This is a genomic window from Arthrobacter ginsengisoli, from assembly GCF_031456935.1.
Taxonomy (GTDB): Bacteria; Actinomycetota; Actinomycetes; order Actinomycetales; family Micrococcaceae; genus Arthrobacter; species Arthrobacter ginsengisoli.
This window is the reverse complement of sequence record NZ_JAVDVQ010000021.1, coordinates 49,462-72,083: the sequence shown is the minus strand read 5'-3', so window position 1 is coordinate 72,083 and position 22,622 is coordinate 49,462. Positions and strand designations below refer to the sequence as shown.

15 protein-coding genes and 3 pseudogenes are annotated in these 22,622 nt (G+C 64.3%); 4 read left to right on the top strand and 14 right to left on the bottom strand.

All coding sequences use genetic code 11. The annotated features are described in order from the left end of the window. Nucleotides 1-141, bottom strand: a pseudogene (locus J2X01_RS18050) (leucine zipper domain-containing protein); the annotation flags it as partial. A 717-nt stretch (nucleotides 142-858) separates the two neighbouring features. On the opposite strand from J2X01_RS18050, the gene J2X01_RS18040 reads away from it, so the two are divergent. After that, nucleotides 859-2,067 carry an IS256 family transposase gene (locus tag J2X01_RS18040; RefSeq protein ID WP_310060620.1) on the top strand — a complete coding sequence of 403 codons (1,209 nt, stop codon included), beginning with the start codon at nucleotides 859-861 and terminating at the stop codon, nucleotides 2,065-2,067. Between the two features lie 434 nt (nucleotides 2,068-2,501). After that, a complete protein-coding gene (locus J2X01_RS18035) occupies nucleotides 2,502-4,328 on the top strand; it encodes a DUF8189 domain-containing protein (protein WP_310060617.1) in 1,827 nt (608 codons plus the stop codon). A 1,014-nt stretch (nucleotides 4,329-5,342) separates the two neighbouring features. Here J2X01_RS18035 and J2X01_RS18030 read toward each other — a convergent pair. The 5 genes and pseudogenes from J2X01_RS18030 to J2X01_RS18010 all read right to left on the bottom strand — a co-directional run. Then, nucleotides 5,343-6,132 (bottom strand): annotated as a pseudogene (locus J2X01_RS18030) (alcohol dehydrogenase catalytic domain-containing protein); the annotation flags it as partial. Nucleotides 6,133-6,278: 146 nt separating this feature from the next. Next, nucleotides 6,279-7,665, bottom strand: a pseudogene (locus tag J2X01_RS18025) (MFS transporter). 95 nt (nucleotides 7,666-7,760) lie between these two features. Further along, the gene (locus tag J2X01_RS18020; protein WP_310060613.1) at nucleotides 7,761-8,999 is read right to left on the bottom strand and encodes an NAD(P)/FAD-dependent oxidoreductase; all 1,239 of its coding nucleotides are present in this window, start codon (nucleotides 8,997-8,999) and stop codon (nucleotides 7,761-7,763) included. A gap of 16 nt (nucleotides 9,000-9,015) precedes the next feature. After that, nucleotides 9,016-9,339 (bottom strand): 2Fe-2S iron-sulfur cluster-binding protein, encoded by a 324-nt coding sequence (locus J2X01_RS18015; RefSeq protein ID WP_229994182.1) that lies wholly within the window; start codon nucleotides 9,337-9,339, stop codon nucleotides 9,016-9,018. A 28-nt stretch (nucleotides 9,340-9,367) separates the two neighbouring features. After that, nucleotides 9,368-10,663 carry a cytochrome P450 gene (locus J2X01_RS18010; RefSeq protein ID WP_310060609.1) on the bottom strand — a complete coding sequence of 432 codons (1,296 nt, stop codon included), beginning with the start codon at nucleotides 10,661-10,663 and terminating at the stop codon, nucleotides 9,368-9,370. 114 nt (nucleotides 10,664-10,777) lie between these two features. Here J2X01_RS18010 and J2X01_RS18005 point away from each other — a divergent pair, with 114 nt between their 5' ends. After that, the gene (locus J2X01_RS18005; RefSeq protein WP_310060605.1) at nucleotides 10,778-11,692 is read left to right on the top strand and encodes a LysR substrate-binding domain-containing protein; all 915 of its coding nucleotides are present in this window, start codon (nucleotides 10,778-10,780) and stop codon (nucleotides 11,690-11,692) included. 208 nt (nucleotides 11,693-11,900) lie between these two features. Here J2X01_RS18005 and J2X01_RS18000 read toward each other — a convergent pair whose 3' ends face one another. The 8 genes from J2X01_RS18000 to J2X01_RS17965 form a co-directional block, all read right to left on the bottom strand. Further along, complete coding sequence (locus tag J2X01_RS18000; RefSeq protein ID WP_310060602.1) at nucleotides 11,901-13,871, bottom strand: acetoacetate--CoA ligase; 1,971 nt, start codon at nucleotides 13,869-13,871, stop codon at nucleotides 11,901-11,903. After that, nucleotides 13,868-14,476 (bottom strand): cupin domain-containing protein, encoded by a 609-nt coding sequence (locus J2X01_RS17995; RefSeq protein WP_310060599.1) that lies wholly within the window; start codon nucleotides 14,474-14,476, stop codon nucleotides 13,868-13,870. Before J2X01_RS17995 ends, J2X01_RS18000 begins: the two co-directional genes overlap by 4 nt. Then, nucleotides 14,476-15,492: a fumarylacetoacetate hydrolase family protein gene (locus J2X01_RS17990; RefSeq protein WP_229994193.1), complete on the bottom strand. Its 1,017-nt coding sequence runs from the start codon at nucleotides 15,490-15,492 to the stop codon at nucleotides 14,476-14,478. Before J2X01_RS17990 ends, J2X01_RS17995 begins: the two co-directional genes overlap by 1 nt. Before the next feature lie 86 nt (nucleotides 15,493-15,578). Then, nucleotides 15,579-16,430 carry an ABC transporter substrate-binding protein gene (locus J2X01_RS17985; protein WP_310060594.1) on the bottom strand — a complete coding sequence of 284 codons (852 nt, stop codon included), beginning with the start codon at nucleotides 16,428-16,430 and terminating at the stop codon, nucleotides 15,579-15,581. Further along, nucleotides 16,427-17,458, bottom strand: coding sequence for a fumarylacetoacetate hydrolase family protein (locus J2X01_RS17980; RefSeq protein ID WP_229994195.1), 1,032 nt, complete (start codon nucleotides 17,456-17,458; stop codon nucleotides 16,427-16,429). Before J2X01_RS17980 ends, J2X01_RS17985 begins: the two co-directional genes overlap by 4 nt. A gap of 30 nt (nucleotides 17,459-17,488) precedes the next feature. Next, on the bottom strand, nucleotides 17,489-18,427 hold the full coding sequence (locus J2X01_RS17975; RefSeq protein ID WP_229994196.1) for a VOC family protein: 939 nt from the start codon (nucleotides 18,425-18,427) through the stop codon (nucleotides 17,489-17,491). 41 nt (nucleotides 18,428-18,468) lie between these two features. After that, nucleotides 18,469-19,974: a bifunctional 3-(3-hydroxy-phenyl)propionate/3-hydroxycinnamic acid hydroxylase gene (locus J2X01_RS17970; RefSeq protein ID WP_310060585.1), complete on the bottom strand. Its 1,506-nt coding sequence runs from the start codon at nucleotides 19,972-19,974 to the stop codon at nucleotides 18,469-18,471. Between the two features lie 104 nt (nucleotides 19,975-20,078). Beyond that, nucleotides 20,079-21,455, bottom strand: coding sequence for an aldehyde dehydrogenase family protein (locus J2X01_RS17965; RefSeq protein ID WP_310060582.1), 1,377 nt, complete (start codon nucleotides 21,453-21,455; stop codon nucleotides 20,079-20,081). A gap of 144 nt (nucleotides 21,456-21,599) precedes the next feature. On the opposite strand from J2X01_RS17965, the gene J2X01_RS17960 reads away from it, so the two are divergent. Then, entirely contained in the window at nucleotides 21,600-22,613 is a 1,014-nt protein-coding gene (locus J2X01_RS17960) for an ornithine cyclodeaminase family protein (protein WP_310060580.1), read from the top strand. Nucleotides 22,614-22,622: the final 9 nt, after the last annotated feature.

Sequence of the window (22,622 nt, the reverse complement as noted above, 5' to 3'; positions counted from 1 at the left end):
ACGGCCGGCCCAGCGTGCCGCTGTCGGTACGGACACCTGGAACCGCTCCGCGGCCCGACGCAGCGGCCACCCGTCCTCGACGACGCATCTGGCCAACTGCAGTCGGCCCTTGGGCGCGAGAAAAGCATTAGGGTGGGACATGAAGACCTCCGTTTGTGGAACTGGACTCTAGACAAGCCCCACTCCACCCGGAGGTCTTCTTTTTGTCCACCTAACCACGCCGCCTGTCACCAACGTCCGTGGTTAATACAGTTAGGCGTTCGTATCTGGAGCGTCCCGGTGCGAACTCTGCCGCCTGTCGCGTTCATTCCTTGCGGCAAAGCCCCAGGGAATCAACAGGCCCAGCGTCAGGCCTAGGGGAATCGCGATTCCCACCGTATAGACCGTGAATAGCGCCACCGAGGCCAGAAAGATAGCCCCCAGCTAGCCACCACCAGCCATGCGAGCACGGCAAAGAAGGCTACCCACAAGACTGACCGAATGATTCCGTTCCTCTTGGACTGCAGGGTTGGGGATTCCTTTTGGCTGCTCACGCCCCGATGCTACACGCGGAGGCAATGCGCAGGAGGCAAGCTCTCAATATCGATCCCTGAACGGGCTTGCCTTAAAGGTGTCGCAGGTATCTTTCAGGTGAGTCCAGGAATGATCGCCAGTTGGAAACCAGATCGAGGTCGGACCATTTTTGCTGCCGGAGTCCCCAAGGGCCGACTTCGAGAATCTGCGCGCCGGGAAGGGACTGTAATTTAAACGGTGTAACTCCAGAGAATTAGGAGGTTCCCGTGACTGATGTGATTAATGAGGCGACGGCGGAAAGCGTTGTTGAACCGGTTCCGGCGGACGCGGTGGACGACCCAGCCGGTGCGGCAGCTGAGTGAGCGGGCGCGTGCGGAGGGCCTGCGGCTGACCGGTGAGGGCGGGCTGCTCGCGCGGCTGACGAAGATCGTTGTGGAATCCGCGCTGGAAGGCGAGATGGAGGACCATCTGGGCTACGCCCGGCATGATCCGGCCGGCCGGGACGGCGGGAACTCGCGCAACGGCACCCGGTCCAAGGAGCTGCTGACCGAGGCCGGACCGGTGCAGATCGCCGTACCGCGGGACCGCGACGGCTCGTTCACCCCGCAGCTGGTCAGGAAGCGGCAGCGCCGGCTTTCCGGTCTCGATGACCTGGTCATCTCGCTGTCCGCCAAGGGGCTCACCCACGGGGAAATCTGCGCCCACCTGGCCGAAATCTACGGCGCGGAGGTGTCCCAGCAGACCATCTCCACCATCACCGAGAAGGTCCTGGAGGGTATGACGGCCTGGCAGAACCGGCCGCTGGACCCGGTCATCTTCATCGACGCGGTAAACGTGAAGATCCGCGACGGGCAGGTCGCGAACCGGCCGATCTACGTGGCGCTGGCGGTGACCTGCGACGGCACCCGTGACATCCTCGGGCTGTGGGCCGGGGAGCACGGCGACGGGGAGGGGGCGAAGTACTGGCTGCGGGTCCTGTCCGAGATCAAGAACCGCGGCACCCAGGACTGCCTGATCGTCGTCTGTGACGGGCTCAAGGGCCTGACCGAGGCCATCGCCACCGTCTGGCCCCGGACGATCACCCAAACCTGCATTGTTCCCCTTTTGCGCAACTCGTTCCGCTACGCGTCGAAGAAGGACTGGTCCGCGATCGCCAAGGACCTCAAGCCCGTCTACACCGCGGCGTCGGAATCCGACGCGCTGGACCGGTTCGTCGAGTTCAGCGAGAAGTGGGAGAAACGCTACCCGGCGATCATCCGGCTGTGGACTAACGCCTGGGCCGAATTCGTGCCCTTCCTGCAGTTCGACCGCGAGATCCGCACCATCATCTGCACCACGAACGCGATCGAGAGCATCAATGCGCGCATCCGGAGAGCCGTGAACGCCCGCGGACATTTCCCCACCGAGCAGGCCGCGCTCAAATGCGTCTATCTGGCGGTCATGAGTCTTGACCCAACAGGGACAGGCCGACAACGCTGGTCCAACCGCTGGAAGGCCGCCCTGAACGCCTTCGAAATCACCTTCGACGGACGCCTGTCCGCCGGTAGGAAATAAAACCAAATCCAGTTACACCGAAAACTTGACAGACCCAGGTGAACAGTTGCAGTGCCATAATGCTGCTGTAGAGGAATACTGGAGATGGCGAAACCTGATACCGCGATTCTGGATTCTTTGTAGATCCGGGCCCGGCTGGCCTAGAGGCTTGTGTCTTTCAACATGCGGCCACGCTCTTAATGGCGAAGGGTTTTGGACATGGGGAGTACATGATGTCGCGCATCGGGGTCGAGGCAGTTTCCGGACGCGAGGATGGCTCGCGTGTCCTGGACGGGGCGGACGCCCGGGAACCCCTGCGTGACGTGAGGCGGTGTCGCGATGCCGCCAGGGATGTTGCCGCCCGGTACAACCGGCTTGCGTTCCGCGCAGCCCGCAGGCACATACGCCCGGTCCGGACCGCTACCGCTGCAGGACGTCGGGCGCTCCGCGGCCCTGTGCCCACACTCCTGGCGAGCTCGCTGAGCTTCGTTGCCCATGAGGACGACGACCTGCTGTTCCAGAACCCGGATATCAGCGACTGGATCGTCTCCGGGCTGCCGCACTGCACCGCGTTCGTTACCGCTGGCGAGTTCAATGGGATGGGGAACCGCACGAGGGAGGAATACGCGGCAGACCGCCAGAACGGAGAACGAGCCGCCTATGCCCTCATGGCCGGAGTCGCTGATCACTGGGACCGGTCCAGCATGGACGTCGATGGCCGTCCGATTGAGATCGACACGCTCACCAATGCGCCCGGCCTGGTCCAGCTGGTCTTCCTGTGCCTTCCCGACGGAGGAGACGCCAATCATCTGGACGCCTTGGGGAAGTTGTTCCGCGGGGAGTTCGCTTCACAACCAACGATCGTGCCCACGGGGGGACCGGTGGCCAACAGCCTGACGTATACTCGGGCGGAACTCATCAGTACTCTGACGTCCCTCATGGAGATTTTCCAGCCCACCATCATCCGGGCTCAGGATCCGTGCCCGGACCCGCGGGCCGCCGACGATCACCAGGACCACATAGCAACGGCACAGTTCGTGGCCGAGGCGGTGGCCGACTACCACGGCCCGGACAGTTGCCAGCACGCAGCGCTGGTCAACTACCGCTGCTACAGTATCGCCGGTTCGCAGCCCAACCTGACCGGGCAGCGATCCGCAGAGAAGGCCTCCATCTTCGCAGCATACGCGGCATCGGACCCGCAAGCCCATGACCTCGGCTGGACCTCGTCGAGGTACTACCGGTGGCCCTCCGGAAGCGTGTGGGCGGCCCGCGACGGGCTGGGCACGCCCCGCGCGTTCGCCGTCCTGGACGGTCAGGTCATGGCGTGGCACCAGGAGCCGGTCAGTTGTCTGTGGGAAGGCCCCAAAGAACTTGGGGGTGGTCCCGTCGCTCCGCATCTGGCAGTGGGGCAAAATGCCGACGGCCGGCTTGAGGTGTTTGCATTCCGGATCGACACCGGAGACATCACCACGGCGTTCCAGACCGGACCCGACCTCGCATTCTCCGACTGGGTCAACTTGGGCAACCCCGACGGCACCGGATCGGCGGCCACAGGCACCCCCACCGTCGCCAGCAACCGGGACGGCAGGATGCAGGTTTTCGCGCGCAATCCCAGTGGCGGAATGAGTACCATTGCCCAAAATGGGCCCAACCTCGACTTTTCTGACTGGCAGGACGTCGACGGCGGGACGGACCTGATCAACGAGCCCGCCGCGGCCGTTGTGACCGCCGACGGCCGCATCGAGTTATTTGCCAGCAGCGGCGACGGCGTGGAGCGCTGGTTCCAGCCCGTCGCGAACGGGCCGCTGGAGCATGACCCGGCGTTTCCCTCGAGGGCCGCCGCCGGGGCCCCGCAGGCAGCAAAGGGGCGTGACTACCTGCTGCGGGTGTTCTACAGAAATCCACAGGACGGCCACGTGCTGGCGTCGCTGCAGGCCGCCGTGAATGGCGGCTGGGATCCCGTCGTGTCGGACCTGGGCGGTCCGGCGGGGCAGGGGCAGACCACGGTGCTGACGAGGCCGGCACCGGACGGCCGCCTGGTTCTGGCCACCCGCGCAGATCCGAGCACGGAGTACTTCGACCTGCAGGAAGATGACGGCACCTTTGCCGGACTCTGGACCGAGCTGCCCTGCTCCCTGATGGGTGTGCCTGCAGGCGTGCTTCAGACCAACAACGTGTTGGCGATGCTGGGCATTGGGACGGACGGCTTTCTCTACGTCAACCAGCAAACCATGGACGGTCCGCCCTTCGATTTCCAGGGCTGGATCCGCGCGGGAGCTTAGCCTTGATCCACCGAAGATGATCGAGGCACCGACGGCGGTTTGAGGACAGGGTGGCCCTCGGTGGTGCAGCGATGTGTGCGGACACAGACAGTTCCGTGCCCGCCTGCCCCAAGGCGGGAGCGGTCTCTTTGTGGTTCCTAGTCGGACATGGCCTTCAGCCAGACGTCAGCTCCGGGCTGGGATAGGTGGCTAACGGCGTCAGGAACGAGCTTGCTGGGCCCGTAGTAGGCGCTGAAGACAGCAATGATGTCGTCCCTGTTGCTCTCGATCCCCTTGACCGCGACGTTGAGGATGCCGCCGACGATAGCGAGAATTAATCAGCAAATCATGTTGTACGCGGCCCAAGTCACCATGAAGTAGTGAACGCGAAAGACCAACGGAAGGACGAACGAGGATGAACACCCCTCAGGGACCCCACAGGGCGGCACCCGGACCGCAGTAGTCCGCCGCTCCCCCACACTACCGAATAGGTCTATCCGGGACCCCACACACCCGGAACATCAGATCAGAGGCGAAAGTGTGGACACTGTCCACACGAAAAAAGCACCAAAAAAGCCGCTGAACAGGGAAAACACTGTGCCCGAGGTGGGACTCGAACCGGGTTCCACCCCTTGAATTTCCGCCACTCCCCCGAATATCTCCGCAATCCGGCCCAGTCCGGCCGATATACGACCCGATCCGAAGCCCAGGGTGTGCACATTGTGCACGCCCTCTTTCTGCCCATAATCTTCCCTGGTCCAGAAGTCTGTCGTGACGCTGCGGGCCACGACAGGTTCACGCTGTCCGTGATGGTGCTCCGCTCTGGCGTAATGTTCTCCGAACCGTCGGTGACGACTGCTACCAGACACCCAACGCGGCGGCATTGGACAGTTTGGGAGTCGACATGGGTCATGGGTGTTCGTCCCTCCTTTCCGAACATCTCATAATAGGCAAACGGTTACGTAGCCGCATGACCGACACTCACTGGCCGCCCCTTGTAGAAGTGGGGCACCCAAGGGTCCGCAGGCGCCGTTAGAAGGCCTGCTTTTGCGTTTTTGGAACGGCCGACGGCGTCAATCACCAGGTCCGCGCCGCTGCCCCGCAGTGCCGGATGGCCTCAATGGGATCTTCCCGGCTGGACGCCGTCGGTGGTGCCAAAGGACTTGGCCATCTCCACCTTGTTCGGGTCAATGTCAACGGCGACGATCGTGGTGGCGCCGGACAGCATGGCGCCAGCGATCGCGGCGATACCCACACCGCCGCAGCCGATGACGGCGACGGATTCGCGGCGCTTGACCTCACCGGTGTTGATGGCGGCGCCGATGCCTGCCATCACTCCGCATCCGAGCAGCCCGACGGCTGCCGAATCACTGTCCTCTTCAACCTCGGTGCACGGCCCGGCAGCGACGACCTTCTTCTTCTCGGCGAAGGCGCCGATGCCGAGGGCGGGCGAGAGCTCCGTGCCGTGCTCGAGGGTCATCTGTCCGCAGCGTTGTGGGTGTCTAAGCAAGACTGCGGCTGGCCTTGGCGCACGCCCGGCATTCACGGCACACCGTCCGCCAGTTCAGAATCACGCGGTCGCCGGGGGCCACCTCGTTGGCGTCCGGTCCGACGGCGCTGACCACACCGCTGGCCTCGTTGCCCAACAGGATGGGCAAATCGTCAGTGATTCCGCCCTGCTTGTAGTGCGGGTCCATTTGGCAGACGCCGCAGGTGAGAATGTCCACCAGGGCCTCTCCAACCCGGGATCCGGCACCAGGATAGTCTCCACCGACATCGGCGCATTCTTTTCCCTGGCTACAGCTGTCCTAACCCGGTGTGCCATGATTAGCTGCCCTTCTTCCGTCCGCCGTGCAGCAAGCCATTGTGGTCTTCAAGTCTTGTGCTTCATTCTTGCCGGCTCGACGCCGTCATCCGCCGCGCTTGGGGCCAGGGCCCTGTCAGCTACCCCGGCCCCAAATGACGGCGTGATCAGTTGGTGCGGATGAGCTCATTTGGAACGTCCGCGGTGCGCCGGTCAAAGACGAGGGCTCCAACTTCCTGTTCGGCCTGATTCCGGATGGAAAGGTCGATACCTGAGCGGTCCCGCACCAGTGAGACGGCCAGGAGGGAGATGAGGGTCATCCCGACCAGGTACAGGGAAACGGCCTCGGTTCCGCCTGTGGCCTGCACCAGGGCTGCGGCGATGGTTGGGGCAAAGGCGCCGCCCAGGATCGCTCCCAAAGCGTAGGAGATGGAGACGCCGGAGAAACGCACCGAGGCAGGGAACATTTCCGAGTACAGGGCAGCCTGCGGGCCGTACGCCAGTCCCAGACCAACGGTGAATATGGTCATTGCCAGGTAGAGCATCGGCAGGGACCCGGTGTTGATCATCCAGAAAAGCGGGAAACAGGCCAGCAGCTGCGCGCCAAAGCCTATGAAGTAGGTGTTCTTGCGGCCGATCCTGTCTGAGAGGTAGCCGGCGAGGTAGGTGAAGACGAGCCAGACGGCAGCGCCGTAGGCGACGGCGACGAGCACATCAGTGCGTTCGTGACCCACAGCGGGGCTGGACGCGTAGCTTGGGATGAAGCCGCCGGTTGCCATATACCCGGCAGCGTTGTTGCCCGCGAAGATCAGGGCAGCGATGATCACGAGCAGTCCGTGGCGCCGGAATAGCTCCACGATTGGTGTCTTGGGCTGTTTTTTGGCTGCGGCGATTTCTTGGAAGACGGGGGATTCGTCTACCGCGCGGCGTACGAAGTAACCGACGGCAATGAGAACGATGCTCAGCAGGAAGGGCACGCGCCATCCCCATTCGAGGAAGGCTGCTCCGGGGGAAATCAAGCCGGTCATGAGCGCTGTGACGCCGGTGGCCAACAGCAGCCCCAGCGGGACGCCCAGCTGGGGGAACGCCCCGGCCCGTCCGCGGCGGTCTTTGGGGGCGTGCTCAACGGCCATCAGGACGGCTCCGCCCCATTCGCCGCCCGCGGAGATGCCTTGCAGGATCCTTAGCAGCAGGAGCATGATCGGGGCGATAACGCCAGCGGTCGCGTATGTGGGCAGGAAACCGATCAGCATGGTTGCCGCCCCCATCAGGATCAGGGTCAGCACGAGCATGGCCCGGCGGCCGATCTTGTCGCCGTAGTGGCCGGCCAGGAAAGCGCCGAGAGGCCGGAAGAGGAAGCTGATGCCGACAGAGGCAAAGGATAACAGCAGACCGATGGAGGCGCCGGCAGGTTTCGAAGAACAGCTGGGCGAACACCAGGCCGGCGGCCGTGGCGTAGATGAAGAAGTCGTACCATTCAACGGTGGTGCCGATGACGGTTGCAAAGGCGACGCGACGTTGGTTCGCCTTCGAACTGTGTGTGTACATGCTCATGGTTCTCCAGTTGGTGTAAGAGCTGTACCCAGAGAGGAAACCCTGGGGCATCAAACTGTGCTGCCGATTTGTTGGGCGGAGACTGGTAATCCGTGTCAGGCCACTACTGGCACTAACGGGGTGCTGGCAGCTGCCTTCAGGGTGAACCCCTCGGTTTCTGCCTGGGCGCGGGTGATGCCCGCGCCGGCGACGAGTAGTTTGCGGGCAGCCATATGGTCCGCGGTGACGTTGACCGATTCCACAGCCGTGAGGACGCCGTCCCTGAAGCAGAGGACGGAGAACTTTGCTGCCGCCTGGTCACCCACGACCAGCATGTCGTCGTCGGGGCGTGCGAGCCCTGCAATCTGCAGCCGGTAGGGGCCCTGTGTGGACCAGAACCAGGGCAGCTCCGTGTAGGGGTGTACAGCCCCGAGAATGGTACGGGCGGCATGCCGGGCCTGATCGGTGGCATTCTGGACCGACTCCAGACGCAGACGGACCTGGGCGTGCGCGCTGGGGAAACTGGCGCAGTCGCCGATCGCCAGAACGGCAGGGTCCGCCGTGCGCAGCGTTTCATCGACAACGATGCCGTTGCTGGTTTCAAGGCCGGCGTCCGAGGCCAGGGTGTCGTTGGGCTGCACGCCGATGCCCACGAGGACCAGATCAGCAGGATATGACGCCCCTGTTGTTGACACTGCGGCTCCGACGCAGCCATCCGTGCCAGGCTCAAAGCGGTCGATGCCTTCGCCGAGACGCAGGTACACACCTTGTGAGCGGTGAGCGGCTGCAAACCACTCCCCCATGACGGGGGTCAGTGCACGTCCCATCGGGCGAGGCGCGAATTCCAGGACGGTCACCTTGCATCCGTGGGCCAGGGCGGCGGCGGCAAATTCCAGTCCAATGAATCCGGCACCGATGATGACGACATTGCGGGCGGTGGGCAGCTCCCGGTGCAGCGCCTCTGCATCTGTCAGGGTTTTCAGTCCATGGATGCCGGACAGGGACGCGCCCGGACAGTTCAGCATCCTGTTTCGGGCGCCGGTCGCGAAGACGAGGTGGTCGTAGTCGAGTGAACCCTCGGTGAGCTTCACCTTCCGTTCGGCCAGGTCAATGGCGAGTGCCTGGACACCTTCATGGAGTGTGACGCTCTTGTCCTCAAAAAAGGATGCGCCGCGCAACGGCAAGGGAGCCGGTTCCTTGCCCGGGGCCAGGTAGTCCTTTGACAGCGGCGGACGCTGATAGGGCAGCCCGGATTCCTCAGCGATCACATGGATCTTGCCCTCATACCCCTCGGTCCTCAACGTATCGGCGACCTGCAGGCCGGCCTGTCCGCCGCCAATGATGACAACGCTCATGTCATTTTCCCCGCTTCTAGAGTTGGCCGGCAGGGATGTCGACGACAATCTCTGTGAGTTCTGCGTCGATTTTGATCTGGCATGCCAGACGGGAGGTGTCCAACCGCTCGGCTGTGGCACAGTCGAGCATTTCGTCTTCATCGTCGCTGATTTCGGGCAGCGCCTGTGCATATTCCGGCCGCACGTAGACGTGGCATGTGGCGCACATGGCCTGCCCGCCGCATTCGCCGATGATGCCGTCAATGCCGTTGGTGACGGCGGCGCGCATCAGTGTTGTGCCCTCCTGGACCTGGAGGGTTTGCTGGGTGCCGTTTGGCTGAGTGTAGGTGACGGTGGGCATCGTTGCTCCTTGGTATTTGGTGGTGCTTCTAGTTCCAGGTGACGGGCAGGCTGGTCAGTCCGCGGAAGACCCAGCCATCCCAACTTTCATTCCGCCGTTCATCTACGCGCAGCCCTGGGAAGCGCTTGTATGCCAGCGGTACCGCTACCTGGCCGATAGAAGTCTTTGCGGCCCAGTGCCCGGCGCAGAGGTGGACGCCGCTGCCGAAAGCGAGGTGGGGGCGCTTGGGCCGGTGGATGTCGAAGTCTGCAGCGGATCCTCCGAAGTGGGCGGCGTCGTGGTTGGCGGATGCAACGACCACGCCTATACCGGCGCCAGCGGGGATCCGGACCCCTTCGAGGACGGTTTCCCGGGTCGTTTCGCGCGGGTACATCCCGATCGGCGATTGCCATCTAACAGCCTCGTCAAACACCGAAGCCCACAATGCGGGATCGGCTAGGACCTGCGCGCGCTGTTCGTGGTGGTTGCTGAGGGCCCAGACCATGTTGGTGACCATGTGCTGGGGCTCGTTGATTCCGCCGGAGATAGTCAGCTTGATGTTGGCGGTGACGTTGGAGGTTGGCAGCCCGCTGTTTGCGAATGCGGACACCATCGAGGCGTCCGGGTTCTGCCGGTAGTAGGGGATCAACTCCTCGAGCAAGCGGTCGGCCTCCTCGGTCGAGGAGTCACATCGGTCCCAGATCGACTGATCGTCCAGAACGTTTCCCATGCCAGCAATGAAGTCGTGGGACCAGCGGCGTACCTGATCGACCGAAACGTCCTTCAGCCCCAGCAGGTCAATGAGGTTCTGCGAGGCCACGGGCGCGGCGTAGTCCCGGTTCAGGTCTGCTTCCCGGGGACCGATCTCGGCGAACTTCTCAAGGTAGGTTTCGGCGTTGCGTTCAAAAACCGGTCCCCAGACTTCCTTGATGGACTTGGGACGAAGTACAGGATTTACGGGTGCCCGGTCTGCCGAATGCTCTGGATCGTCCTTGCGCAGCATCGGCCGGGCTCCAACGGCCCGGGTCATCGTTGAGCCGGAGACGTTGGCGCTGAAGATTTCCTGATCCTGTTCCACCGTGTGGCAGCCGGCGTAGTTAGTGACGAGGAATTTGTTGAGCTGCGGAACCCAGGCGATCGGAGACTCCGCCCTCAGCCTGGCATAGGTCGGGTAGGGATCCGATGCAAGTTCAGCCACGTCAACCCAGTCAGCCACGGGGTAGTCGGCGGCGTCGTGCGAAGCGGTGGTGCGAGCTTGATCGCTGCTGCCGCGCACCGATTCCGCGTCAACGCTTCGGGTCTCCGAGTTCCCGTGGAAGGGGCACTGTGGGGCTTGTGTCGTCATTGTGGTCCTACTCCTACTGGCACGTCGTTGTGTAATCAGTGTCACAGCCAACCTTCTTCTAGTAAACTGTGAATATTAGTGAAAGTATTTCGATTCTTTAGGAGAAGAGATTTCGTGCCTAAATTCACCTTTCGTCAGCTCGAACTCTTCGCCGCGCTGCCGGAACACACCACCCTGGGATCCGCGGCGCTACAGCTCCACATCTCCGAATCCGCGCTCTCGCACGCCATCAGCGAGCTTGAGGCAGCGTTGGGGGAACAATTGTGCATCCGGAGGAAGGCCCGGGGCATGCACCTGACGCCGACAGGGCGCCACTTCGCGAAGCGGGCCAAAGAACTGCTTCGCGAGGCCAGTGCACTGGCAGACGGATTGGGTGAGTTACGCGGCGAGCTGAAGGGGCCGGTGTCGTTGGGCTGTTATACCGGCCTTGCAAGCAACGTCCTGCCCGCCGTGCTTGAAGGCATGGCAAGCCTGCACCCCAAAGTCGAAATCAGCATCACGGTAGGGGACCACTCCGATCTGCTGCCGGCGCTTGAAGATGGGACCCTGGACACCGCCATCGTCTATGACATTGGATTGCCGGCGGACATTGAGCGCAGGGTCATCTACAAGACCGAAGTGATGGCCGTTCTGGGCGCCAACGATCCACTTGCTGTAGAAGACGACGTGGACCTCGCGGATCTGTCGACCAAGCCACTCATCATGCTCAATACGGCCCCAAGCACGGAATATACACAGCTGATGTTCGCTCAGCGTGGGCTCAAACCAAACCTGGGTGCAATTGTCCCGCAAATCGATCTTGTCCGGGCGATGGTCGGGCGGGGGCTCGGCTACAGTCTCTTGATGTCCCGGCCCAACCAGATCCCGGTTTCCAGCGAGGGCAAGGGGCTAGTGACCAGGCACCTTCGTCCCCGCGCCGGCCAGACCTCTGTTGTTGCGGTCTGGCCAAAAGAAACGATGCTGACTGCCCGGGCATTGGCCGTCACACAATATGCAGTCGACGTCCTGGACGCCATCGAACCCGAATAGTGACTGTCCGGCGCCGGAAATGGCAGCGCCAGCCAGAGTCTGCAGCGGTGGGGTCGGGACGGGCCGGATCCCGCTTCCACACGGCACCCTGCCTTCGGGTGGAATCCAGAGAGACGCGCCTTCACCACCCATATCGATGGGCTGGACCCCGCCGAAGCAGCTCCGGCCCGCAGCATCGTTGGATGCTTCGGGCCGGTAGCGGTGCCGCTTATGGTGATACCGTCTGCCGTTCAAGGGCAAACCGGGCATATTCTTCCAACAGCACGGGATCATCCACCGACCCTAGATCCGCGACCGTTTCCAGGCGCGCCCCTTGCAGAAGCCGCTTGACCGGAACCTCCAGCTTCTTTCCGGTGCGGGTATGCGGAATTCCAGGCATGAAGACAATCTCGTCTGGCAGGTATCGGACCGACAGGTTCTCACGGATGGATCTGGTGATCGCCTCTTGGGCCACGCCCGGCTTGGTGCCTCCGGCCAGGTGGACGAACAGCGGCATGTAGTAGTCAGTGCCCAGCTCCGCGCCGACAACCAGTGCCTCGGCGACTTCCGGCAGCGATTCAACCACCGCGTAGATATCTGCCGAACCGAGCCGGAGCCCGTTGCGGTTGAGGGTCGAGTCGGAACGGCCGTGGATGAGGATGCCCCAGTGCGTGAACTCGATGTAGTCCCCGTGCCGCCACACCCCCGGATACATGCCGAAGTAGCTCTCGTGGTAACGGCTGCCGTCATCCCCCCAGAAGCTCAGCGGCATCGAGGGCATTGACTTGGTTACCACCAGTTCACCCTTGCCCGTCGTGGGATTGCCGGCTTCATCCCACGACTCCACGCGCACTCCGAGGGCCGGAGCCTGGATGTAGCCGACACGGACCGGCAGTGTCGGGGATCCTCCTACGAAGATAGAGGCGATGTCGGTTCCACCGCTCATCGAACTCAACCAGATGTCACCCACATTGCCGTAGACCCAGCGGTAGCCGTCGGCCGAGAGCGGCGATCCGGTGACCTGAAGGGATTTCAGGGCACCCAGGTCGTGGTCGCGCATCGGCACCAGGGAGGCCTTCGAGCACGAATGGACAAATCCCGCACCCACACCGAGGACCGCAACCTGCTCGGCCGCGGCAATTTGCCACACCCGGTCGATCGACGGGAAGGTGGGGTTTCCGTCGACGAGCACCGCCGTCGCCCCCACGCCCAGTGCGGAGACGAGTGCGTTCCACAGCACCCAGCTCGTCGAGGCCACATTGAGGTAGCGGTCCCCGGGCCGCAGGTCGGAGTGGATGAGGAGCATTTTCATTTCCTCAAGCAGCGCCCCGCCGTGGCCATGCACGATGCCCTTGGGAATGCCTGTTGTCCCGGAGGAGAACAGGACCCACAGGGGGTGGCTGAACTCGACGTCTTCGAAGGCGAGCTCCGCCGGTTCGGCCACGGCCTGTGCCCAGTCCACGGCGGGAACCCGGGTTGGGATACTCGGGACGGACGTGTGCCGCCCCACCCAGATGATGTGCTCGAGGGTGGGGAGTTGGGCGAAGATCTCCCCCAGCTCCGCCTGTCGGTCCCGGTCCTTCCCGCCGAGCCGGTAGCCGGGCGCGGCGATGACGACCTTTGGACCGAGCTGGGCGAACCTTGAAACGATCGCGCCGGGGCCGAACTCCGGGGCGCAGACAGACCAGATCGCGCCGATCGAGGCAGCGGCGAGCAGCCCGACGACGGCCTCAGCGACATTCGGAAGGATTCCGACGACCCGGTCCCCGTGGCTCACACCGCGGGCACGAAGGTGCGCGGCGAGGGAGGCCACCTCGCGCCTCAGCGCATCCCAGGTGACCTCCTCGCGTGTCCCGTCCTCGGCGATGCCGATAAGTGCGGTCCCCTCGTGGCCCTGCAGCAGGTGCCGGGCGAAATTAAGGGTGCGTCCCGGAAACCACCGCGTGTGCGGCATGGGGTCAGTGGTGCAGACCGGCCCTGCCGCCCCGCCGAACTCGACTCCCGCAAACCGGGCAAAGAGTTCCCAGAACTGTTCGGGCTCATCAACCGACCAATGCCACAGCTCCTCATAGCCAGCACCGATCTCGATGCCCTGGCCGCCCAGGAAGGCGGCGAAACGGGCGACGCCGGTCTCGGCGCTGTGTTCGGGGTCAGGTTCCCAGATCACCTCCCCGTCTGCAGCCTGGGCGTCGGTGATCATGCCCTCTCCAGCGTCTGCGAGGCTTCCTTGCGCCGCTCGGCAATCTGGGCCGCTGTGAGGGGCTCGGTCCCGATCAGCACGAAAAGGACGCGGGCCGTTGTCTCCGTGCGGTTGGACCACGCGTGGCTGGTGGCACGTTGCACTGCCACGTCGCCGGCGCGCATGGTCGCCTCACCTTCATCGACCAGCAGGGTGATTTCACCTTCAAGGACGACGGCGTAGTCCAGGGAGTCGGTGCGGTGGAACCAGAAGTGCCTGGAGCCGCTGTGCTCGGCTCCCGCTTCGGCTTCGTCGTGTCCGTCGAGCTCGCTGAAGATCAGCGAACCCGCCTCGTCCGGATACGCGGAGTCCGGCGGAAAGTCGGCGATGCGCATGATCGTCTGGCCCGGGGCCGGGAAGCTGGGGATTTCCGCATCGGCGCTTGCCGGATCCGAGTCACTAACGTGGTCGATTATCCCGGCTTGGGTCAGCCAGGGCACGGTGGCACCGAATCCAGGGATCATGTCCGAGGACCAGTGGTTGGGTGCGGCCCCGTCCGAGAGGATGATGGCGCGTCCCTGGTCGTCGTGTCCGGTGACGATGCGGCGAACTGGGGGCCGGGTCATCACGCCACCCATTCTTCGTGCGGGTAGGTGCGGGGCTCGGGCCACCAGGGGGCCTTGTGGCGTTCGGTCGAAATCGGCGTGCGCAAAGTGCCCACGCCTTCCAATTCCAGCTCGATGACGTCGCCGGGGTTCAAAAACTTCCCGATTTCGACGCCGGCGCCGAAGCCCATTGTGCCGGAACCGATGATGTCCCCGGGCTGCAGGCGGTCGGAGATGGAGACGTAGGCCAGCAGTTCTGCGGGGGTGTAGACGAAGTCCTCGACCTTGGTGTCGGAGAGGACTTCCCCGTTGACACGGACTTGGCCGCGCAACCCCTCGATCGACGTGATTTCATCCATCGTGGTGACCCAGGGGCCGATGCCGTAGCCGAAGTCCTTGCACTTTTGCGGGCCCATGCCGATGGCCATTTCGGCGCCCTGGATATCGCGTGCGCTGAAGTCGTTGAAGATGGTGATGCCAAAGAGGTGGTCCAGCGCCGTGTCCGGGGTCAGGTCGCTGCCGGACTTGCCTACCACGTACCCGACCTCAAGTTCCCAGTCCAGGGCCTCGGTGAAGTCGGGATAGGGCAGCTCCTGGTTGTGTCCGTAGGACATGGCAGTGGTGCCCTTGAAATAGCCCGGACGATCGTAGATCGAGCGTGCCGGCTGGGCCTTGGCAACAATGCGGTGGAAGTTCTGGATGTGCTTCTCGAACGTCAGCCCGTCGCGTATGACCGGGGAGTCGACAGCCGCGCGCCATGAGACCTCGTCGATGCCGTACGAAGCATCATCAGCAGCAGCAAGCGCCTCGTGGGCCGCATCCATGAAGATCGCACCTCCGCCGATTCCTGCAGCCAGGCTCCCGGGGAGAATGGCCAGGGCGAGCGCCCGAGCCCGGTCAGGATCGGCCGCCTTGCGCTGAAGCGTCAGGGCATAAGCGCGGGCGAGATCAATGACCCGGCCCTGGTCTGGCTGGGCTGCGACGAGTCGAATCTGTTCGCCGTCGGGCGTGGGCACTGCTATACGTCCCAGTTTCATGGTGCTCCTTTGAATGCATAATACGATACGTACAGTATCGCATTGCGTTAGTGGAGTTGCAATAGGCAACTACATGGGGGTGAAGCTCAGCTACCGATAGTGGCGGACCTAGTGGCCCTCAGGAGAGGTCCCGCGTCGCAGAGTTCCTCCAGGCCGATGTCGGGCGGAAGCATGCCCAGGCTTCGACGAATCTCCGTCAGTAGCTCCAGGCCGTGGTGATCAACGGTGAGCGTGCAGGCGCGTGTGCCCCAGGCCGTCGCGGCCGCCGCTTGGTAACCGCGCCGTTCAAGGAACTCGATGCCCTGCGCCTCGGCCATCGACGCTCCGGCCTCCACCCCCCGCACCAGTGCTCGCAGGTAGTCTTCCAGCTCCGCGGAACCAAGAAGATCGGCGCGGGCCACCAAGCCCTGGCCCGGCAGTCCGGGCAGCAGGGCGTTGACATCTGCAAGGGCCCGGAACCCGGCCCGCTCAGCATGCTTGTCGAAGGGGGGCCCGAGCAGGGTCGCGTCCACGCGCCCCTCGACCAGCGCCTCCAGGCGTTCACGCACGCCACCCACCAGCACGTAGTCGACCTCGACGCCGGCGTCCCGCAACAGGCGTTTGGCGATCAGCGCGAAACCGTTGTCGGGCGCGTCCACCGCGAACCGGCAACCGGCCAGGTCCGCGATGGATTCCACGTCACCGCCTGCATGGATGCCCAGCGGCGTGGTCGCCTCGACTTGCGCCACCAGGCGCAGGTCGGCCCCAGCCCGGGTCCATTCGAACAGGTTGTCAATTGCTGTGACCACCATGTCCTGTTCCGCGGCGAGCAGGGCACGCAACTGCTCCGCGCTCGAGGTGGTTCGGCTTGGCACCACATCCACTGAGCGCAGGAATCCCAGCTCGTCCGCCAGCAGATAGGAAACCGGCGGCACGAAGTGGCTTTGGCGCAGGCTCATGAGGAGGCCCCGCCGGCCGCGGCGACGGCGACCGGGCGGTCAACATACCAGGGAGGCAACTGCCCGCTGGGCCCGCGGACCGTTGAACGCTGGGTACCGAGACCAGAGATTTCCGCCTCCATCACGTCGCCGTCCCTCAGGAAACGGCCCCAATGCGAACCGTTCCCCGCCGGCGAGCCGGTGATGAGGACATCCCCGGGCAGCAGTACGGCCATCGAGGACGCGTAGGCGATCAGGCTCGGGATGTCGAAAAGTAGGTCATCTGCCAGAGCATCCTGCATCAGCGTACCGTTGAGGCTCAAACGGATCCGGAGCTTCGCCGGATCCGGGATGAACCGCCTTGGCACCACGTAGGGGCCGGTGGGGAAGAACGTCGGCTGGTTCTTCGCCCGGAACCAGTCGGTGCCCATCATCGCGATGTCGTTGCGCGGGACGAGCGTGCGCGCGGTGACATCGTTGACAATCGTGTATCCGGCCACGTAGTCGAAGGCGTCGTCGGCCGAGACTCGGTGCGCCCTGCGGCCGATGACCACGCCGAGTTCCAGTTCCCAGTCGACGTTGCCGCCGACATCCGGCAACTGCACGTCGTCGTAGGCGCCGCAGACCGCCGAGGGGATCCCGGTCCAGACGTAGGGGTCGCCCGAGCGGCCGCGCTCATCGATTTCAGCGGCGGCGTCGGCGGCCAGTTGCGTCGCATCGGCGCCTTCTTTGCCGAGCTTGTGGGCCACGCTCATCTGCAGGACGTGCTCACGGTAGTTCGCCCCCGCGGCGATGATGGTGCCCACCGGCTGCACTGGAGGCAGCACTTTCAGCCCCTCGAGCGGGCGCGCGCCGGCCGCTGCCGGGTCGACGGACTCGAGCGTATCCAGGTGCGCGTCCCAGCCGGCGAACAGATCCCCGATCCGCGCGATTCCCGGCACCACTGTGCGCAGGTCAACGACAGTGTCCCCGAAGACCACACCGGGAAATTGCTCCCCGCCGTCCTCGAAGGTGCCCAGCATGAATCCGCGCACGCGTGCTTCTTCCATGAATCCTCCATTAGTCATTGTCTGCTGCCGCTATACCGGTGGCGGGACAAACAGGCCCTTGTCGCGGTCGTTGAACATTTCGCGGGCGATAAATTCGTCCATGTCGCCTCCGGTTCCCCATTGGTCGGAGGTCTCGGGGTCGCGCGTGTCAAAGATGCTTGGATGCCATGTATCCTCATCCACCGAATCCAGCTCGGTGGTGTACTCCATGGTGTTCCCGTTGGGATCGTGGAAGTAGGTGAAGGTGTTGTCCCCGGCCTTGTGGCGGCCAGGGCCCCAGATTTTCTTGAACCCGGACCGCAGCAGCTTGCCGCTGCCGCGCATGTACTCGTCGATGCCGCGCAGCTCGAAGGACGCGTGCTGCAGCGAGGCATGCGGGCCGCGGGAGATCGCTATGGAGTGGTGCTGCGCATTGCAGCGCATGAAGTAGAAGAGGTCGCCCATGTGCGGGTGGTTGAGGGTGTCGGAGAGACGGAAGCCCAGATGCTGTTCATACCAGGCGCGCATCTTTTCCGGTTCCGGGGAGTTGAGCACCACGTGGGAGAGCCGCACCGGGATCGCCTCGCGTTCCTCGATCTTGCGGTGCTTGCGCACCTCGACGTCTGACGAGACCTCGATGGTGCGTCCCTCCAGGTCGAAGAAGCGGAAGCCGTATCCCCCGCCGAGGGTCTTGACGTCATCGGGTTCGCCAATGAGCTTCACGCCCTTGGCAATGAGGTCCGAGGCGAGCTGGTCCACGGAGGCCTTGTCCGCCGCGCCGAACGCGACCATGTCAAGGCGCTTCTCCTCGGCCTCGCGCACGCGGACCGAATACTGCTCCGGGGAGCCCTCGGCGGCGAAGTAGGTGACGCCGCCGTCGTTCTCCATTTCGGTGAGTCCCCAGTGGTTCTTGTAGAACTCAACCTGCTTTTGATAGTCGGGCACCGCGATGTCGAAGTGCCTCAGGTGTGTGATCGGGCTGAATGCCATGATGGTCTCCTGTGTTCTGTCCGTTTGACGCGGATGTGGGTTTAGATGCGTGCCGGCACGTTGCGGCCGACCTGCGGAATGCTGCGGATGAGGCGCTCCAGGGCCTCGGGTGTGTCGCCGAGGCCCAGGATGTAGCGGTCCGGGCGCACGACGACAGCCTGGGCGCCGGCGGCTGCAAGGATCTGGCCGACCTTGGCCGGATCGAACAGGACCACGACGTCGGTATGTTCCTCGAGTTGTTCCCGCAGCGGGGCGGGGACCGCGGCATAGAGCTCGCGGGTTGTTGCCACCAGGAAACGGCTTCCCACCATGTCATCCAGGCGCACCCCGTCGGCGAGGATCGGCTGCATGCCGAGCCGGCCGGCGCGTTCGTCGGTGCTGCCTTCGTGCAGGCCTGGACCCAGCGCGGGGGCGACCGGTGCCGATGCCGCGGGGTTTGCACGGATGAAGGCATCACGCTGCTTGGCAATGTCGGCGTCCGTGGTTTGCATGAAGCCGGCGGCGCGGGTTGCCTGCTCGACCCAGAACCGTGCGTGCGGCATACGCTCGCTCTCGTAGGTGTCAAGCAGGCCGTCGTCGGCGGCACCGCGCTTGACGGCATCGAGCTTCCACACCAGGTTGGCCACATCGCGCATTCCGGCGCACAGGCCCTGCCCAAACAACGGCGGGGCCTGGTGCGCGGCATCCCCGGCCAGGAAGATGTTCCCGGCGCGCCACTGATGCGCGATGCGCCCCCGGAACGTATATATCGCCAGCCGGTCCGCAGCGAACTTGTCTGCCGGCAGCACGCCATGGCTGATCCGTTCCACGCCCGCGGGAGTCGCAATTTCCTCGGGATCGTCCCCCGGCATCAGCATGAACTCCATCCGCACCCGCTGGCCGGGGAGGCGGATCCACAGGGCGGGCCGCGTGTGGTGGCCCAGGAAGATCATGTCGGAAGACAGGCCTGGACCTTCTTCAAGGATCCCGTCCGCGACCAGCCACTGCGCATCCTCGCCCAGCTGCTCGCACTCGATGCCCAGTGCCTGGCGGCTCTGCGAGCGCGCCCCGTCCGCCGCGATGGCCCAGCGGGCGCGGATGAGGAAATCGTCGCCGTCCGCGTCACGCACGGCGACCTCGACGCCCTGCCCGACATTGCGCACCGAGACCACGGTCATGCCGCGGCGGAGCTCGACACCGGGAAGCTCATGGACGACCTCCTGAAGCAGGACTTCGATGTCCGGCTGGTGGAAGGTGAGGTCATCGTGCCAACCCTGGGTGCCGAGCTGACCGGTCGGCACCGACACCAGGACTTCGCGCTCCTCGTTCTCGATGTGGAACGAGGCCATCGGCAACGTGGCCTCGGCAAAGCGTTCGGCCACGCCCAGCGACTGGAGCGTGCGGAAGGTCTCGCCATCGAAGTGCACGGCACGCGCGGTGGGCCATGCCTGGACCTCGCGTTCGACGCCTACGGCGCTCAGGCCGGCGCGGCCCAGCAACGCCAGGGCAGTGACCCCCACGGGTCCTCCCCCGACCACCACCACGTCAACATTGACGATGTTTGCCATCTCACTCCTTTGTGTTCAGTACGTATCGTTTCGTAAAAAAGGTAACACCCATCACTCGCCCACACAAGAGCTAACGGCTCCCGGCGTGCGTCGAGCCCTGCCGCTCAGGCCTTCCAAACAGTCTTGAGGTTGCAGAACTCCCGGATGCCGTCAGCGGCGAGCTCACGCCCGAACCCGGAGCGCTTGATCCCGCCGAACGGCAGCTCCTGGTACGAGACGGTCATGCCGTTGATGAACACCGCGCCCGCGTCGAGGTTGGCCGTGAACCACTCCTCTTCCTCTGCGTCGTTGGTCCAGACCGCACTGGACAGACCGAAGGTGGTCTGGTTGGCGATGCGCAGGGCATCCTCGCGGTCCGCCGCACGGTATAGAGACGCGACGGGCCCGAAGGTCTCCTCCTGGATGATCCGCATCCCTTCGCTGAGCCCGGCGAGCACCGTGGGGGCATAGAAGAAGCCGGGGCCCTCGGGAATGGTGCCGCCAGTCAACACCTGGGCACCCAGGGCTCGGGCGTCCTCCACCAGCCCGGCCAGCTCGTCGCGTCCGGCCGCGGTGGCCAGCGGCCCCACCTGGGTCGCGGCGTCCAGCGGGTCCCCGACGGAAAGCTCTGACATCAGCTTCACAAATTCGGCAGCGAACGAGTCATAGACCTTGGTGTGCACGATGAAGCGCTTGCCGGCAATGCAGGACTGCCCATTGTTGCTGATCCGCGCACGCACTGCGCTTGCGGCAGCGGCGGCGACGTCCGCCGAGGGCATGACAATGAACGGATCCGACCCGCCCAGTTCCAGCACAGACTTCTTCACATGGTCCGCTGCAATGGAGGCTACGGAGCGCCCCGCCGGCTCGGAACCCGTCAGGGTCACCGCCTTGACCCTCGCATCGGCCAGGACGGCGGCCACCTCGGAGCCGCCGATCAGCAGGGCGCGGAAGGAGCCGAGGGGGAACCCTGCCCGCTCAAAGAGCGTGTCGAGGAAAAGTGCCGCCTGGGGCACGTTCGATGCATGCTTGAGCAGGCCGGAGTTGCCCGCCATGAGCGCCGGGGCGGCAAAGCGGATGACCTGCCAGAGCGGGTAGTTCCATGGCATGACCGCCAGGACGGTGCCCAGCGGTTCGTAGCGCGTCCACGCTCGGCTAGCACCGACCGACGACGGGTCCGCCAGCGGGGCATCGGCCAGGAAGCCCTCGGCATGCGCGGCGTAGAAACGCATGGCTTTGACGCACTTGTGCACCTCGGCGATCGATTGCGCAATCGGCTTGCCCATCTCGACGGTGATTAGCTCGCCCAAGCCCTCGGCCTGGTCCTCCAGGATGTCCGCCGCGGCGAGCATCCACTGCGTACGCTGGGCGAACGTACTGCCGCGCAGCAGGCGTGCCGCCTCGGCGGCTTTCGCGATGCGATCCTGGACTTCCTCGGCCGAGTGCGGCTCAATGATCATTTCGGTCGAACCGGTGGTTGGGTTGACGGTTGCGATTGCCATGGTTGGGATCCTTTCCTGGAGACGTGTTCTCTGTCACGACTATATGGGATACGATTCGTATCGGATACTATTTGGGTCTACTTAGTAAATCCACCCACACCCGCAGCCTGTGGACCGGCTGCCCGACATCCAAGGAGTGCCCCCGTGAGCACCAATGGCGAGCTACCAAACAGCCTTCCGCTCTTTCTCACCGACGCCGACGTCGCCAGCCTTTCGGACTGGGCCGGGGCGATCGAAGCCGTCCGCACCGCCTACAAGGCCCCCGGCGACGAGGCCGGAACCCCGGGCCGGATCTTCGCCCAGACACCTCGGGAATGGTTGCGGATCATGCCCTCGGTACCGCCCAGCGGCCAACTTTTCGGCTCAAAGTCAATCGCCGGGTCCTTCGCGGACGGCCTGCGCGTCAGCTACTTGATTTCACTCTTCGACAAGGACACCGCAGATTTGGTGGCGCTGGTTGACGGAAACCGCGTCACCGGCCTGCGCACCGCCGCGACCACTGCGGTGGGCACCTCCACGATCGTGCCGCAGCGGCCGCTGATCGTCGGTGTGATCGGTTCCGGCTTTGAGGCGCGTTCCCACCTGACAGCCTTTTCCCACCTGTTGGAGTTCGCCGACATCCGTGTGTTCAGTCCGACCCCTGCCAACCGCGAGGTCTTTGCACGCGAGTTCGACGGCGCGTTCGGCGCACCCGCACGAGCTGTCGACTCGGCCCAGGAGGCCGCAGAAGGCGCGGATCTCATCCTGTGCGCTGCACGCTCTCGCGATGAATCCCCGACGCTGCTGCCCGAATGGGTCGGCCCGAACGCCGCGGTGGTCTCGATCGGTTCAACCACCCCCGCCCAGCGCGAACTGCCCGCGGAGCTGATCGCCCGCGCCGCGGTGGTCGTGGTGGACGCCCGTGACGAGGTTGTTCACGGAAGCGGGGACATGATTGCGGCCCGGGCACATGGCGTCGATGTCGATTCGCTCGTCGTCACCCTCAATGACGTCCTGACCGGTGAAACCAAGATCGACGCAGAGCAAGGGATCCGGATCTACAAGTCAACAGGGTCCGGCCTGCAGGACATCGTGGTTGCCGAGATGCTCGTGGACCGCGCCCGTGCCGAGGGCATCGGCACTGTCCTGCCCGTCGGCATCGTCACCAGCCGCAAATAGACCCCTCAC

Excerpts from the sequence above, each read along its gene's own strand:
- J2X01_RS18010 (WP_310060609.1), bottom strand. The coding sequence starts at position 10,663 with ATGACGACACAAGCCCCACAGTGCCCCTTCCACGGGAACTCGGAGACC.
- J2X01_RS17970 (WP_310060585.1), bottom strand. The coding sequence starts at position 19,974 with ATGGCAAACATCGTCAATGTTGACGTGGTGGTGGTCGGGGGAGGACCC.
- J2X01_RS18020 (WP_310060613.1), bottom strand. The coding sequence starts at position 8,999 with ATGAGCGTTGTCATCATTGGCGGCGGACAGGCCGGCCTGCAGGTCGCC.
- J2X01_RS17965 (WP_310060582.1), bottom strand. The coding sequence starts at position 21,455 with ATGGCAATCGCAACCGTCAACCCAACCACCGGTTCGACCGAAATGATC.
- J2X01_RS17985 (WP_310060594.1), bottom strand. The coding sequence starts at position 16,430 with ATGAGCCTGCGCCAAAGCCACTTCGTGCCGCCGGTTTCCTATCTGCTG.
- J2X01_RS17990 (WP_229994193.1), bottom strand. The coding sequence starts at position 15,492 with ATGAAACTGGGACGTATAGCAGTGCCCACGCCCGACGGCGAACAGATT.
- J2X01_RS17975 (WP_229994196.1), bottom strand. The coding sequence starts at position 18,427 with ATGGCATTCAGCCCGATCACACACCTGAGGCACTTCGACATCGCGGTG.
- J2X01_RS18015 (WP_229994182.1), bottom strand. The coding sequence starts at position 9,339 with ATGCCCACCGTCACCTACACTCAGCCAAACGGCACCCAGCAAACCCTC.
- J2X01_RS18000 (WP_310060602.1), bottom strand. The coding sequence starts at position 13,871 with ATGATCACCGACGCCCAGGCTGCAGACGGGGAGGTGATCTGGGAACCT.
- J2X01_RS17980 (WP_229994195.1), bottom strand. The coding sequence starts at position 17,458 with ATGGAAGAAGCACGCGTGCGCGGATTCATGCTGGGCACCTTCGAGGAC.
- J2X01_RS17995 (WP_310060599.1), bottom strand. The coding sequence starts at position 14,476 with ATGACCCGGCCCCCAGTTCGCCGCATCGTCACCGGACACGACGACCAG.